At 62.9% G+C, this 13,615-nt stretch carries 13 protein-coding genes; 10 read left to right on the top strand and 3 right to left on the bottom strand.

What is annotated here, in order from left to right; all coding sequences use genetic code 11:
* The first annotated feature begins 3 nt into the window (after nt 1-3).
* From NVV77_RS04300 to NVV77_RS04280, 5 genes are all read left to right on the top strand, one after another.
* The gene (locus tag NVV77_RS04300) at nt 4-861 is read left to right on the top strand and encodes an ABC transporter permease (RefSeq protein WP_295411085.1); all 858 of its coding nucleotides are present in this window, start codon (nt 4-6) and stop codon (nt 859-861) included.
* A gap of 4 nt (nt 862-865) precedes the next feature.
* On the top strand, nt 866-1,894 hold the full coding sequence (locus tag NVV77_RS04295; protein WP_295411083.1) for an ABC transporter ATP-binding protein: 1,029 nt from the start codon (nt 866-868) through the stop codon (nt 1,892-1,894).
* On the top strand, nt 1,891-2,805 hold the full coding sequence (locus NVV77_RS04290) for an ABC transporter ATP-binding protein (protein WP_295411081.1): 915 nt from the start codon (nt 1,891-1,893) through the stop codon (nt 2,803-2,805). The genes NVV77_RS04295 and NVV77_RS04290 overlap by 4 nt, the downstream gene beginning before the upstream one ends.
* 64 nt (nt 2,806-2,869) lie before the next feature.
* Nucleotides 2,870-3,811, top strand: a complete 942-nt coding sequence (locus NVV77_RS04285; protein WP_295411079.1) for a family 43 glycosylhydrolase — start codon at nt 2,870-2,872, stop codon at nt 3,809-3,811.
* 68 nt (nt 3,812-3,879) lie between these two features.
* A complete protein-coding gene (locus NVV77_RS04280; RefSeq protein ID WP_295411077.1) occupies nt 3,880-4,686 on the top strand; it encodes an alpha/beta hydrolase in 807 nt (268 codons plus the stop codon).
* A 190-nt stretch (nt 4,687-4,876) separates the two neighbouring features.
* Here NVV77_RS04280 and NVV77_RS04275 read toward each other — a convergent pair whose 3' ends face one another.
* The 3 genes from NVV77_RS04275 to NVV77_RS04265 form a co-directional block, all read right to left on the bottom strand.
* The gene (locus tag NVV77_RS04275; protein ID WP_295411075.1) at nt 4,877-5,098 is read right to left on the bottom strand and encodes a hypothetical protein; all 222 of its coding nucleotides are present in this window, start codon (nt 5,096-5,098) and stop codon (nt 4,877-4,879) included.
* 208 nt (nt 5,099-5,306) lie between these two features.
* Nucleotides 5,307-5,870, bottom strand: coding sequence for a group III truncated hemoglobin (locus NVV77_RS04270; protein ID WP_295411073.1), 564 nt, complete (start codon nt 5,868-5,870; stop codon nt 5,307-5,309).
* Nucleotides 5,794-6,462, bottom strand: a complete 669-nt coding sequence (locus NVV77_RS04265; RefSeq protein WP_295411071.1) for a metalloregulator ArsR/SmtB family transcription factor — start codon at nt 6,460-6,462, stop codon at nt 5,794-5,796. Before NVV77_RS04265 ends, NVV77_RS04270 begins: the two co-directional genes overlap by 77 nt.
* Before the next feature lie 111 nt (nt 6,463-6,573).
* On the opposite strand from NVV77_RS04265, the gene NVV77_RS04260 reads away from it, so the two are divergent.
* The 5 genes from NVV77_RS04260 to NVV77_RS04240 all read left to right on the top strand — a co-directional run bounded on the left by NVV77_RS04260 (nt 6,574) and on the right by NVV77_RS04240 (nt 13,502).
* Nucleotides 6,574-7,176, top strand: a complete 603-nt coding sequence (locus tag NVV77_RS04260) for a superoxide dismutase (RefSeq protein ID WP_295411069.1) — start codon at nt 6,574-6,576, stop codon at nt 7,174-7,176.
* A 254-nt stretch (nt 7,177-7,430) separates the two neighbouring features.
* Nucleotides 7,431-7,970: a flavin reductase family protein gene (locus NVV77_RS04255; protein WP_295411067.1), complete on the top strand. Its 540-nt coding sequence runs from the start codon at nt 7,431-7,433 to the stop codon at nt 7,968-7,970.
* Nucleotides 7,971-8,124: 154 nt separating this feature from the next.
* Nucleotides 8,125-8,403: a hypothetical protein gene (locus tag NVV77_RS04250; RefSeq protein WP_291418592.1), complete on the top strand. Its 279-nt coding sequence runs from the start codon at nt 8,125-8,127 to the stop codon at nt 8,401-8,403.
* 418 nt (nt 8,404-8,821) lie between these two features.
* Nucleotides 8,822-11,596, top strand: coding sequence for an NAD-glutamate dehydrogenase domain-containing protein (locus NVV77_RS04245; protein WP_295411064.1), 2,775 nt, complete (start codon nt 8,822-8,824; stop codon nt 11,594-11,596).
* A complete protein-coding gene (locus tag NVV77_RS04240; RefSeq protein ID WP_295411062.1) occupies nt 11,577-13,502 on the top strand; it encodes an NAD-glutamate dehydrogenase domain-containing protein in 1,926 nt (641 codons plus the stop codon). The genes NVV77_RS04245 and NVV77_RS04240 overlap by 20 nt, the downstream gene beginning before the upstream one ends.
* Nucleotides 13,503-13,615: the final 113 nt, after the last annotated feature.

Here is a 13,615-nt window from a genome sequence, read left to right as displayed (position 1 = left end):
GCCATGTTCGCCGTTTTTCGCGATCTCATCCGCTACAATGCCGAGTTTACCATCGGGCTGATCCTTGTGGGGATCATGGTGGTCTTTGCCTCGCTGTCGTTCTTCGCGCCGATGGACCCCAGCCTGATCTACATGACTATTCCCGACCAGCCGCCTTCGGCGCAGTATTGGTTCGGCACCAACTCGCGCGGACAGGACCTCTTCTGGCAGCTCTCGGCGGCGTTCAAGAACAGTCTCATTTTCGGCATCACTGTCGCTGTCTTGAGCCGCATCATCTCGATCACGGTGGGGCTGGCTGCGGGGTATCTCGGCGGTTGGGTCGACCGGGTGCTGATGTTCATCAACGACATTTTCGTCTCCGTGCCGATCTTCCCGATCCTCGTGCTGTTCTACTTCGTGCTGCGCAACAACATGGACAGTTTCACCATGGCGCTGATCCTCGCCTGTTTCGGTTGGCCGTTTGACGCGCGGCTGATCCGGTCGGTGGCGCTGGGGCTGAAGCATCGCGAATTTACGCGGCATGCCGTGTTTGCCGGGATGTCGACACGCAAAGTGCTGCTCGAGGAGCACCTGCCCTATGTGATGCCGATCGTGTTTTCGACCTTCATGAACAACATGCTCTGGTCGATCGGCATGGAGGTGACGCTGGCCGTGCTGGGGTTCACCAATATCAACAATCCCACCATCGGCACCGTTCTCTACTGGGCCAATTCGCACTCGGCCATGGTGGTCGGGGTGTGGTGGTGGATCGTCATTCCGGTGATCCTGATCGTCATGACCTTCCTGGGGCTGTTCCTGCTGGCTGTCAGCATGAACGAATATATCGACCCGCGCAGCCGCCTGCGCCGCATGGGGGCTTGAGGCCATGGCTGAGGATATCGTTAAAGTCGAAGGGCTGAAGGCCTATTACCAGATGAACTATTTTGGCGTGAGCCGGGAGGTTCGGGCGGTCGACGGGATCACCATGACCGTGCGCAAGGGCGAGGTCTATGGCATTGCCGGGGAGAGTTCCTCGGGCAAGACCTCGTTCATCAAGGTGCTGGCTGCAGCCATTCGCCCGCCGCTGCGGGTCGTGGAAGGGTCGGTGAAATTCGACTTCAAAAACGGGCCGTTCGAGGTGGCGACGGCGACGCCCAGGGAGATCGAGGCGGTCCGCTGGAAGCACCTGAGCTACATCATGCAGGGGTCGATGAGCGTGCTCAATCCGGTGCGGCGCATCGGGCGGACCTTTCATGACTTTGCCTCGCGGCCGATGGGGCTGACGGGCAAGGCGTTCGAGGATCGGGTGATTGCGCATCTGGCACGGCTGAAGCTCCCGCCGGAGGTGTTGAAGGCCTATCCGCATGAACTTTCGGGCGGCATGCGGCAGCGCGTGACCATTGGGCTCGCGACGGTGTGCCATCCTGAGTTCATCATTGCCGACGAGCCGACGACGGCGCTCGACGTGGTGGTGCAGAAGGAGGTGCTGAGCCTTATCCGCGACATCCAGAAGGAGATGAACGCCGCCGTGGTGTTCGTGACGCATGACATGAGCGTGCATGCGAACGTGGCCGACCGGGTGGGCATCATCTATGCGGGGCGCCTCGTCGAAGAGGGGCCGACGCGGGACATGTTCTTTGCGCCAAAGCATCCCTATACGGCGCATCTGGTGGCAAGCCTGCCGCGCATTGGCGACACCAAGCAGCGGCCGGCGCTGGAAGGGCGGCCGCCGAACCTGGCTGATCCACCGCAGGGCTGCCGGTTTCACCCGCGCTGTCCGCTGGCCGTGGATAAATGCCGGCAGGAAGCGCCGCCGCTCGAACAGGTGGGGCCGGATCATCGGACCGCCTGCTGGCGTTGGCAGGATGTGAAACCGCTGGTTGGGGCCAGTGCACCATCGGGAGTGATGGCATGACGACGCTTCTCGATGTGCGGGACGTATCCAAGCATTTCACGATGGGCGGGATTTTTGGCCGCAAGACTGTGAATGCGGTGATGGATGCGCGTTTTTCGCTGAGCGCGGAGAACCCGGAGATTTTCACCATTATCGGCGAGAGCGGATCGGGCAAGACGACACTGGCGCGGATGATCCTGGGGCTGGAAGACCCCAGCGAAGGGGAAATCCTGTTTCGGGGGAAGAAAGTGACCCGGCATGCGGGGCGGGCGGAAAAGCTCGCTTTCATGAGCCAGGTGCAGCCGGTGTTCCAGAACCCGTTCGAGGCGTTCAATCCGCTGAAGAAAATCGAGCGGTATCTGGAGAGCACGGCGCGGCGGTTTTTGCAGACGCGCGACACGGCCGTGATCGACCGGGCGATGGACGAGGCGCTGCAGAAGGTGGGGTTGAGCCTGAAAGAGGTTCGCGGGCGCTTTCCGCATGAGATGAGCGGCGGGCAATTGCAGCGCTGCGCCATTGCGCGGGCGCTGATCCCCAACCCACCGCTGCTGATTGCCGACGAGCCGGTGTCGATGGTGGACGCATCGCTGCGCATGAGCATCGTCAATCTGCTCAAGAGCCTGCGCGATGACCTGAAGGTTTCGGTCATCTACATCACGCATGACCTGGCGACGGCCTACTACATTTCCAACCGGCTGATCATCATGCAGCGCGGGCGGATTGTTGAGATGGGCGATGCACGAACGGTGCTGGATAGTCCGCAGCATCCCTATTCCAAGCTGCTGAAGGCTTCGGTGCTTTCCACCGACGATGCGGGCGATGGGAAGCTCGAGACGGATCCGGGAATGGTGACGGCGGCTAACGGGCTGGTGGGTCAGGCCGGGAAGCTGGTGGCGCGGCCGGATGGGCGGGAAGTGAGAGTCTATGGGTAGTTTCGCAAGGCCCCCTCACCCGGCGCTGCGCGCCGACCTCTCCCCCCAGAGGGAGAGGTGAAGAATGAGTGCGCCGATATTTCGCGATCCGATTGAGGATGGAGCGGCTGATCCGACGGTGATCCGGCGGGAAGGCACCAATGAGTGGTGGATGTTCTATACCAATCGCCGGGCTGCGGCCGGGGGCGAGGGGTTTTCGTGGATCCATGGTTCGCCGATTGGGGTGGCGGTGTCCACGGATGATGGGGCGAGCTGGCACTATCGGGATACGGTGAAGGGGCTCGATGCGCCCGGGGATGATGGGCCCAACACGCATTGGGCGCCGGAGGTGATCTTTGCCGAGGGGCGGTATCACATGTTCCTCAGCTATATCACCGGGGTACCGACGCACTGGAAGGTGCCGCGGACGATTACGCATTTTGTCAGCGACGACCTTGAGAACTGGACGCGGGTTGGGCCGCTGACGCTCTCGAGCACGAATTGCATCGATGCGTGTGTCTTCAAGAGCCCGGATGGGCTTTGGCGCATGTGGTACAAGGACGAAGGCCAGGGTTCGAGCACCTGGAGCGCGACCAGCACGGATATGTTCGACTGGAAGCTTGAGGGGCTGGTGCTGCCGGGGGCGCCCGATGCGCCGCCGCATGAGGGGCCGAATGTGTTTCGGCTGGGCGGGTTTTACTGGCTGATCGTCGATGAATGGCGGGGCCAGGCGGTTTATCGCTCGGACGACACGAAGAACTGGGTGCGGCAGGGGATTGTGGGCGGCGAGCCAGGCGTGGATGCGCTGGACCACAAATTCATGCGCCACGCGCAGGTGGTCGTCGTGGGCGATCATGGTGCGCTCTACTATTTCACCCATCCCGAATGGGACGAGCTGGGGCACAAGGAAGGGCCGCCGGATGCGCGGTCGCGGGCGACGGTGATCCATCATGGGCGGTTGACCGTGAGGGACGGCGTGCTGGTGCTCGAGCGCGATATTCCAGTGGACCTGCCGATTTTGCGATAAAATCAGTCCCGGTAGTCGAAGGCTGTCGCGAAGACTCGTCGCGGCGGTGTCACAGATGGAGGGACATGATGGAAAACACTTTCCAGGACGACAGCCTCGACCTTTTTGCGCAAGACGGTCCCCCTGCCCTGCCGGCAGGGGGCGAGTATCTGGAGCGCGACGGCGCGCGGGTTTGGTTCGCCAGTTTTGGCGCGGGGCCGGCGGTGTTGCTACTGCATGGCGGCATGGGAAATTCCAACAATTTTGGGCATCAGGTGCCGGCGCTGATCGCGGCCGGGTATCGCGTCGTGGTGATCGATAGCCGGGGGCACGGGCGCAGTTCTTGGGACGGCGGGGCGTTTTCCTATGCGCAGTTCGCCGAGGATGCCTTTGCTGTGCTGGATGGGCTGGAGGTCGACAGCGTGGCTGTGGTTGGGTGGAGCGATGGGGCTTGTACCGGGCTTGCCATGGCCAAGGCGGCGCCGGAGCGGGTGGCGGGGGTGTTTTTCTTTGCCTGCAATGTCGACCCGAGCGGGACGCTGCCGTTCGAGTTTACGGAGACGATCGGGAAGTGTTTGGCGCGGCATCAGAAGGATTATGCTGCTCTATCACCGCATCCGGAGCGGTTTGATGAAATGAGTGAGAAGTTGCAGGTGATGCAGGGGAGCCAGCCGGATTATTCGGCGGCGGATTTGCAGGCGATTGGGGTGCCGGTGACGGTGGCGCAATCGGAGCGGGATGAGTTCATTCGGGCCGAGCATGCGCGGTATATCGCCGAGACGGTGCCGGGGGCGCGGTATGTCGAGATGGCAGGCGTGAGCCATTTTGCGCCGGTGCAGCGGCCGGGGGTGTTCAATGGGGTGGTGCTGGAGTTCTTGGATGGGCTGGATGATTAGGTAGACCGGTGCTTGCCGATACCCCCACCCTCATTCCCTCCCCACGAGGGGAGGGAGGCGCAGGGACCGCTGCGCCGAGGCAAGCGCCTCACAAAAACTCGATTGCCATCCCGGCATAGGCCGGGATCCATCTTGGTATCTCGGGTTGGGCCCCGGCCTTCGCCGGGGTGACAGCCGGTGGGTGCGGCGACTAGCTTACAGGCGGCTCGGAGCCGAGTTCGCGTTGGCGGCGGAGGAAGCCGATCCAGCCGCTGAAGCGGTCGTGAAGTTTGCTGAAGCGGGTGGCGGTGTCGTTGGGGACGCCGAGGGTGATCAGTTCCTCGTGCATGTCCTTGAGGGCGCGTTCCATGTCGTCCGCGTCGTCGAGCAGTTTTTCAATTTGCTCCGGGGTCAACCTGACCAATGTTGCCATGACAGATACTCCTTCCCTTTGGCGGGAAGGATACGCCGAAACTTGGGTGTCGTCAGGGGGTGGGATTCTTGAGGGTGGTTAGAAAACCTCAGACTGTCACCCCGGCGCAGGCCGGGGCCCATCCACAGATCTCAAGATGGGCCCCGGCCTGCGCCGGGGTGACAATAGAGTTTTGGGCAGGGGCCGGTGACGATCCGGGTGCGGAAGCTCAAGAATTACCCGGCTTCCAGACCGCGGGCGGTTCGCGCTTGAGCGGGCCCATGGTGGTGATGTCGTTGCCCCGGCGCATGGCGATGTTCATGCGGAAGGAATTGCCGATGCGTTCGGAGCGCTCGATGAAGATTTCGGCGATTTCGGGCGCGCAGAGGCGCGTGACGGTTTCGCGGAAAAGGCGGAGCCAGCGCATGAAGTGGGCGTCTTCGAGCTCGGGGATGGCCATATGTTTTGGCATCGGGCGGCCGCCATATTTGCCGGTGCCGAGGAGCATGGAGCTCCAGAAATCGGCAATGGTGGCGAGGTGGGAAGGCCAATCGGCTTCGGGGATGACGCGATTGAAGACCGGGCCGATGACGGCGTCCTGGCGGGCAGCGGCGTAGAATTCGTTGACGACCTGCTGAATGAGAGCTTCGTCGAGGCCTTCGGGGGTGTCCCAGCCGATGCGGGTGAGGCGCGTGCCGACGGGGGGCGGGGTTCGGTCATGAGGCGGACTCGGAGGTAATGCGATAGGAGCAGCGGCGGCCGCCGCTGACGATGTGTTCTTCGCGCTCGACATTGACGTCGGGGCCGAGGACGGCGCGGAAGACGTCGAGTTCAGCCCGGCAAAAGCCCTGGCAGGCCGTGGCAGCGGCGCAGATGGGACAGTGGTTTTCGACCAACAAGAGCGAGCCGTCGGGCTGCTCGTTCCAGTCGGCCATGTAGCCTTCGCGGCTGCGCAGGTCGACCAGGGCGGCGACGCGATCCTTCAGGTCTGGTTTGTCGGAAACGGCGCCTTCATAGGCCTCGCGGGTGAGGGTTTCGCGGGCGGTGATGATGGTGTCGAGGGCGCCCTCGCCGAGGGTCGAGCCGATGAGGTCGAGGAGTTGAACCGTCAGGGCTGCGTGCGTATCGGGGAAGCGCGACTGGGCGGCTGATGTGAGCGACCAGGCCTGGGTGGGGCGGCCGACGCCGGAGGAGATGTTCTCGGAGGTGACAAGGCCTTCTTGCGCGAGGCGCAGCAATTGCTGGCGCGCGGCTTCGCCGGTGATCCCCAACTGTTCGCCGATGGCGGACGAGGAGAGGCCATTGCGCATTTTTAGCGCCATGAGCACACGCTCGCCGGGGCTGCGCGGCGACCATGCGTAATTTTCCAAGTCCGAACTTGACATATTCGTGGAATGGGTTTTCAAAGTCATTGCTTGGAAAATACTCCGGATGGCCAACAATGGCAAGCCGGTCGCGTTTCTGGTTCTCGGAAGCGCTTTTGAAGGAGCCCCGAAATGGCCTTTGAACTCCCCACCCTGCCCTATTCCACCAATGCGCTGGCCGCTGCCGGCATGAGCCAGGAAACGCTGGAGCTGCACCACGGCAAGCACCACCAGGCCTATGTGACGGCGCTCAACGGTTTCGTTGAGAAGAATCCGGACCTGCAGGGCAAGAGCCTTGAAGAGATCGTTCTCTTTGCCAAGGACAAGGCCGATCTGGCGCCGGTGTTCAACAATGCAGGCCAGCACTGGAACCACATCCATTTCTGGAACGCGCTGACCCCGACCGGCGGCAAGCTGCCGGGCAAGCTCGAAGCCAAGATCGTTGAAGATTTTGGTTCGGTGGATGCCTTCAAGGATGCGTTCAAGACCGCTGCGACGACGCAGTTTGGTTCGGGCTGGGCATGGCTGGTGCTGGGGACGGACGGCAGGTTGAAGGCGACCAAGACCCCGAACGGTTCGAACCCGATTGCTACGGGTGAAGGCAAGGTGCTGCTTGGGCTCGATGTGTGGGAGCACAGCTATTATGTCGACTTCCGCAATCGTCGTCCGGACTATGTGACGAACTTCTTGGATAGGCTGGCGAACTATGAGTTTGCCGAGGCGAACGTGGGCTGAGGCTTTCGTCCACGCGGACAGTCCCATCACCGGGTCATCCCCGCGAAAGCGGGGACCTCCGTTTCAAAACAGAGGTTCCCGCTTTCGCGGGAATGACACCGGGATTGGGAAAGGTTCTGCGCCGTTTCTCCAATTTCCAAAATGCGATGCGGCGGATGGATTGCGCCTTGCGACCGGATTGCGCGATTATTGATTTTCAGCAGTTCGCCAGACGCGCAAAGCGCGCCAAGGCGGGTGCGTCCTTGAGTAGCGTTATGGCTGATTTTGAAATGCCGGACAGCATGGCGCTGCGCCCGACGAGAAACCCTGTGGTGAGCACTGCGGAGTTTCGCGCGGCCATGTCATCCGTGGCTTCGAGCGTTTCCGTGGTGACGGCGCGGCGGGGCGACGAAATGGTGGGGCGAACGGTGACGGCGGTGCTGTCGCTTTCGGCCAATCCGCCTTCGGTGTTGATCTCGATCGACATCGTCAGTCGGCTCGCCGATTTCATCGCCAAGACCGGTGGATTTTCCATGGCGGTGCTGGCGGAAGATCAAAGCGAGATTGCTGACGCCTTTGCCGGCAAGGTGCCGCATGACGCGCGGTTCGATCTCGGCAAATGGTCGCGCTGGCCCTCGGGGCAACCGCTGTTGGCGGGTGCAGTGACGGCGATCGATTGCGAGGTGATCGGCTCGATCGAGACGGGCACGCATGTGCTGTTTGCGGGAGCCATCATCGAGGCGGAATCGCATGATGGGCGCAGTCCGTTGCTGTGGCAGCGGCACGACTATCACGCGCTTTCAAGGATCGACTGACGCAGGTTTTTTTGAGCATGCCCTTGCCTCAAAACCGGCAGGCACTTTCGGCAGCCAGGCTTTAGTGCCACACTGCAATCGATTTCCTGATTCACTCTGGATGAGGCAACCGCGACCGTGAGGGCGGCGTTTGCCAAGCGTCCAGGAGGCAGATGTGCCGCGTTATTTCTTTCACTATCGTACCGATGAAGAGCTGGTTCGCGACGAAGCGGGCAGCGAATTGGCGGATCTGGACGCTGCCGAGCAGCAGGCGGCGGAAATCGGCAAGGCGATCATCGACAAGCTGGCCGGCGAAGGCGGCGAGACGCGCGCACCGCGGACGATCGAGATTACCGACGCGCGCGGCGAAGAGCTGCTCTATGTGGTGTTTTGGGAAGGGCCGAAAATCGGCGAAGGGCCAGCGAACCCGGTCACGCCGGTAAGCGTGCACTGATCGGAACCAAGCTTCGCGCCCGGATTATTCAGAAGAACAATGGTCCGCCATGGGCGGTGACGGCGAAGCCCAGGATCAGGGCTGCGGCCAGCGCGGCGTAGGAAACCATCAGATAGACGTTGGGCATGGGGGCCTCATCGCAATGTCTATCAAAAGACTACCAGATCAATCGAGATTAACAAGAGGTAAACGCTGCGTGACACGGCGCGAGTCGGAAACGCTTTGCCCGAATGTGGCAGTTTTGTGAAATTTTTCGGTCGTCACACTGCTGTTCGGTCATTGGGGCATGAAACTTAGGAAGGGCAGACAGGCGGGCCAAGCCTGATAGAGTGCGGACCAAATCACTTCGGGACTGGCGTCTGGCTTTAAGAGAAAGCGGCGCCGGGATCACCTGAAAGCGCTCTAAGGGGGGCGGCATATGACGGACGAACGGAGCTGGGCTTTTATCGAGGCAGCATCGGCCTTGGCGAAGGGGAATGCCAGCCTGGAGCGCTTCCTGATCGAGGCCATCAAGGCGGCTGATCCGGACGATCTGGTGCGTCAGAAGCCCGAGGTTCTGCTTGCCGCGCTCGAGGCCAGCCACAAGGCGCTGTTCGCCGGGTCCCTGAGCGATACGCGCATTCTGCTCACCCCGCCGGCCCATGCGGGGGGCGCGCTGGTGATCGATGTGATTTCGCCCGACATGCCCTTTATCGTCGACTCGACGCTGGCGGCGCTGCGGGCCATGGGCGGCGCCATTCGCCTCTTCTGCCATCCCGTGGTGCGGGTGAACCAGGGCCAGGTGACCGAGACCGGTGGCGCGGCGATCAGCGTGCTGCATATCCATAGCGAGCCGGTGGCCGATCCGGAGGCTTTGCGCGCGGAGATTGCCGAGACGCTGACCGAAGTGGCGCGGGCCGTCAACGACTGGCGCCCGATGCTCGACCGCTTGCGGCAGGCGATGGGTGGGCTCGATGGGCTGAAGCCGGCGCTGCGCGACGAGCCGGTGCGCTTTCTCGAATGGCTGACCGAGCATAATTTTACCTTCCTCGGCATGCGCGAATATCGGCTGGATGACGAGACGCTGGTGCCGGAGGACGATACCGGGCTCGGCATTTTGCGCGATGCCGGGCTGAAGGTTTTGCGGACGGGCCAGGCCTATGTGGACAGCACGCCGGAGCTGGTGGCTTTCCTCAAGACCGCCGAGCCGCTGCTGGTGACCAAGGCCAATGTGCGGGCGCGCGTGCATCGGCGCGTGCATCTCGATTATGTCGGGGTGAAGCTTTACGACGCAGCGGGCAATGTGCGCGGGGAATTGCGCGTGGTGGGGCTGTTTACCGCGCAGGCGCTGGCGACGCCGCATACCGATGTGCCAATCATCCGGCGCAAGGTGGCCGAGGTGATGCGCAAGAGCGGACTTGATCCGCTGGGGCATGCCGGGCGGGCGCTGCTGAGCGCGCTCGATAGCTATCCGCGCGACGAGATGTTCCAGATCGATACGGGGCTGCTGGCGGAATTTTCTGAGGCGATTGCGGCGCTTTATGACCGGCCGCGGGTGCGGGTCTTGCCGCGTATCGACCGGTTCGACAACTTTGTGTCGATCCTCGTTTTCGTGCCGCGCGACCGCTATGACGGGGACGTGCGGGCGCGGATCACGCGCTATCTCGCGGAAATCTATGACGGGCGCGTTTCGGCATACTATCCGAACTTCCCCGAAGGGGATCTCGTGCGGTTGCATGTGATCATCGGGCGGCTTGGCGGCGTGACGCCCAATCCGAGCCGAACGGAGCTCGAAAGCCGCGTCGAAGCGCTGACGCAGGATTTTTCGGACCTGCTGCAGAAGGCGGCGCCCGATCCGGCAGCGATCAGCGACTATCGCTCGGCATTTTCGCAGGCTTACCAGTCGCGCAATTCGGCCGAGGATGCGCTGGGCGATATCGCCGTCTTGCGCGAAGTGCACGAGGGTGGGATTGCGCTGAAGCTGCGGGCGCGGCAGGGCGCCGAGGGCGCGCTGGGGCTGAAATTCTATGCCAAGGGCGGGGCCATTCCGCTTTCCGACCGTGTGCCCATGCTCGAGCACTTTGGGTTCAAGGTGATCGACGAGCGGACCTATACGCTGGTGCCGCGCGACGGGATCGAGCGGTTCATCCACGACATGGTGCTGGCGCCGAGCAATGGGGCGGAGCTGGATGTTGTGGCGCGGGGTGCGGCGATCGAGGCGGGGCTCCTGGCTGTGTGGGCCGGGGCGGCGGAGAGCGATCAGCTCAATACGCTCGTGACCCAGGCTGGGCTCGACTGGACCGATGCGGCGCTGTTGCGCTCGTTCTCGCGCTATTTGCGGCAGATCGGGATTTCGTATTCGCAGCGCTATATTGCGCAGGTGCTCGTGACGCAGGCCGAGGCGGCAAAGGCGCTGGTGACGCTGTTTGGCGCGCTGCATGATCCGAAGCTCGAAAGCCGCGGCATGGCCGAGGCGGCGGCGCGGGACATTATCGCGGCGCAGTTGGAAGCGACCGCTTCGCTCGATGAAGATACGATCATCCGGCGGTTCCTCAACCTCGTTGACGCGTCGCTGCGGACCAACTCGTTCCAGCGGGATGCGGATGGGCGGCGGCGGCCGGCTTTGGCAATCAAGTATGATAGCGCCAAGGTGGAAGGCATGGCTGCGCCACGGCCCTATCGCGAGATTTCGGTCTATTCGCCGCGGGTTGAAGGTATTCACCTGCGCTTTGGCGCCATTGCACGTGGCGGCTTGCGCTGGTCGGACCGACCGGAAGATTTCCGCACGGAAGTGCTGGGGCTGGTGAAGGCGCAGCAGGTGAAGAACGCCGTGATCGTGCCGGTGGGGGCCAAGGGCGGGTTTGTGCCCAAGCGGCTCGTCGCCGGGATGGCGCGTGATGCGTTCATGGCGGAAGGCACCGAGAGCTACAAGATTTTCATCGGCTCGCTGCTGGATGTGACCGATAATCTCATTGATGGCGAAGTCGTGCCGCCGGCCGAAACGATGCGACGCGATGGGGATGATCCCTATCTCGTGGTGGCGGCGGACAAGGGCACGGCAAGCTTTTCGGACACGGCCAATGCCATCGCCATTTCGCGCGGCTTCTGGCTGGGCGATGCCTTCGCTTCGGGCGGTTCGGTCGGCTATGACCACAAGAAGATGGCCATTACCGCGCGCGGTGGCTGGGGAAGCGGTGAAGCGGCATTTCCGTGAGATGGACCGCAATATCCAGGCCGAGCCGTTCAGCGTTGTCGGCGTGGGCGACATGAGCGGCGACGTGTTCGGCAATGGCATGTTGCTTTCGCCCGAAATCCGGCTCGTGGCAGCGTTTGACCACCGCGATATTTTCTTCGATCCGACGCCGGATGCGGCGGTGAGCCTGGCTGAGCGGAAGCGGCTTTTCGCCCTGCCCCGTTCAAGCTGGCAGGACTATGACAAGAGCCTGATTTCAGCGGGTGGCGGGGTGTTTTCGCGAAGCCTGAAGGTCATTCCGCTGAGCGAGGAAATGCAGGCGCTGCTGGGGCTGCAGAAGGCCACCGCGTCACCGAACGAAGTGATGCGCGCCATTTTGTCGGCGCAGGTGGACCTGCTGTGGTTTGGCGGTATCGGTACCTATATCAAGGCGCCGGAAGAGGACGACGCCTCGGTGGGTGACCGCGCCAATGATGCGATCCGTGTCACGGCCGATCAGGTGCGCGCCAAGGTGGTGGGCGAAGGCGCAAATCTCGGCGTGACGCAGCGTGGGCGCATTGCCTATGCGCTCAAAGGTGGGCGGATCAATACCGACGCCATCGACAATTCGGCCGGCGTCAATTCTTCCGACCTCGAGGTCAATATCAAGATCGCGCTGGCGCCGGTGGTGGCAGCGGGGGCGCTGGACGGGGAGGCGCGCATTGCGTTCCTTGCCAGCATGACAGACGACGTCGCGGCACTGTGCCTCCGGAACAACTATCTGCAGGGGCTGGCACTGTCGCTGGCCGAGCGGGCGGGCACTTCGGAACTGCCGGATCATCGTGTGCTGATCGAAGGGCTGGAAGAGCGCGGACGGCTTGATCGCGCAGTGGAATTCTTGCCCAGCGATGCGGTGCTCGACGCGCGGGCGGCGCAGGGCAAGGGACTGACGCGGCCGGAACTGGCTGTCATCCTTGCCTATGCAAAGCTGTCGCTGTTCGATGACCTCGTTGCGGGGCGGGCAATCGACACGCCTTATCTTGCGGGTGAGCTTTTCCGCTATTTCCCGCAAAAGCTGAATGCGACCTATCCCGCGGCCGTGGAAGGGCATCGGCTGAAGCGCGAAGTGATCGCAACGGTGTTGGCCAATGCGATGATCAATCGCGGTGGGCCGGCCTTCGTTTCCGAACTGATGGCGGCGACTAGCGCCAGTGCCGGGGAAGTGGCGCTCGCCTATGCGGCGGTGCGCGATGTCTATGGGCTGACAGCGCTTTATGCGGCTGTGGACGCGCTGGACAACAAGGTGCCGGGCGCGGTGCAGCTGGCGCTTTATGCGCAGGTGGAGGCCCTGCTCTATCGCGAGGCGCTGTGGTTCCTGCGCAATGGCAATGTCGGGGCGAGCGATGTGGCGGCGCTGGTGGAGCGGCACAAGGCGGGCGTCGAGGCGTTGCGTGGTGCTGGCGTCAGCCTGCTGTCGGACAAGGAGCGCGAGGCGCTTTCGGGACGGATCGCTGAACTCGTGGAGCATGGCGTCGACGCAGAACTGGCGCAGCGGATCGGGGAATTGCCGGTGATCGGCAATGCAAGCGATATCGTGCTGGTGGCGGAACGCGCCGGGGTGTCGATCGAAGCGGCGGCGGGGGCGTTCTTCGGCGCGGCGGGGCAGTTTGATCTCTTCCGCATCGTCGAGGAGGGGCGGAATATTGTGCTGGCAGACCGGTTTGATCGCATGGCGCTCGACCGGGCCCTGGCCAACCTGATGCGCGCGCTGCGCGACCTGACGGCGGACGTGCTGAAGGCCGGGGACATTGCGACCTGGCGAGGCCAGCATGAGGCCGGGATTGCGCGAACGGTGAAGGCGGTGACCGAGCTGACGGGTGGGGCGGCGACTGTGTCGCGGCTCAGTGTGGCGGCCGGTTTGCTGGCGGATTTGGCGCGGGAGGGGTGAGGTCGCTTGGCCCCGCGATTCGAGCGTAGCTCGAATGGCTTCCTCGCCTAAATTCGCTCCACCGGAGCGAATTTGCCCTTGGGCCGGCGAGTAACCCAAAAGTCGGTCTTGTC

It is taken from the genome of Devosia sp. (assembly GCF_024707125.1).
In the GTDB taxonomy this organism is placed as follows: domain Bacteria; phylum Pseudomonadota; class Alphaproteobacteria; order Rhizobiales; family Devosiaceae; genus Devosia.
The sequence above is the reverse complement of the archived record's forward strand: the minus strand, read 5'-3'. Positions and strand labels throughout refer to the sequence as shown.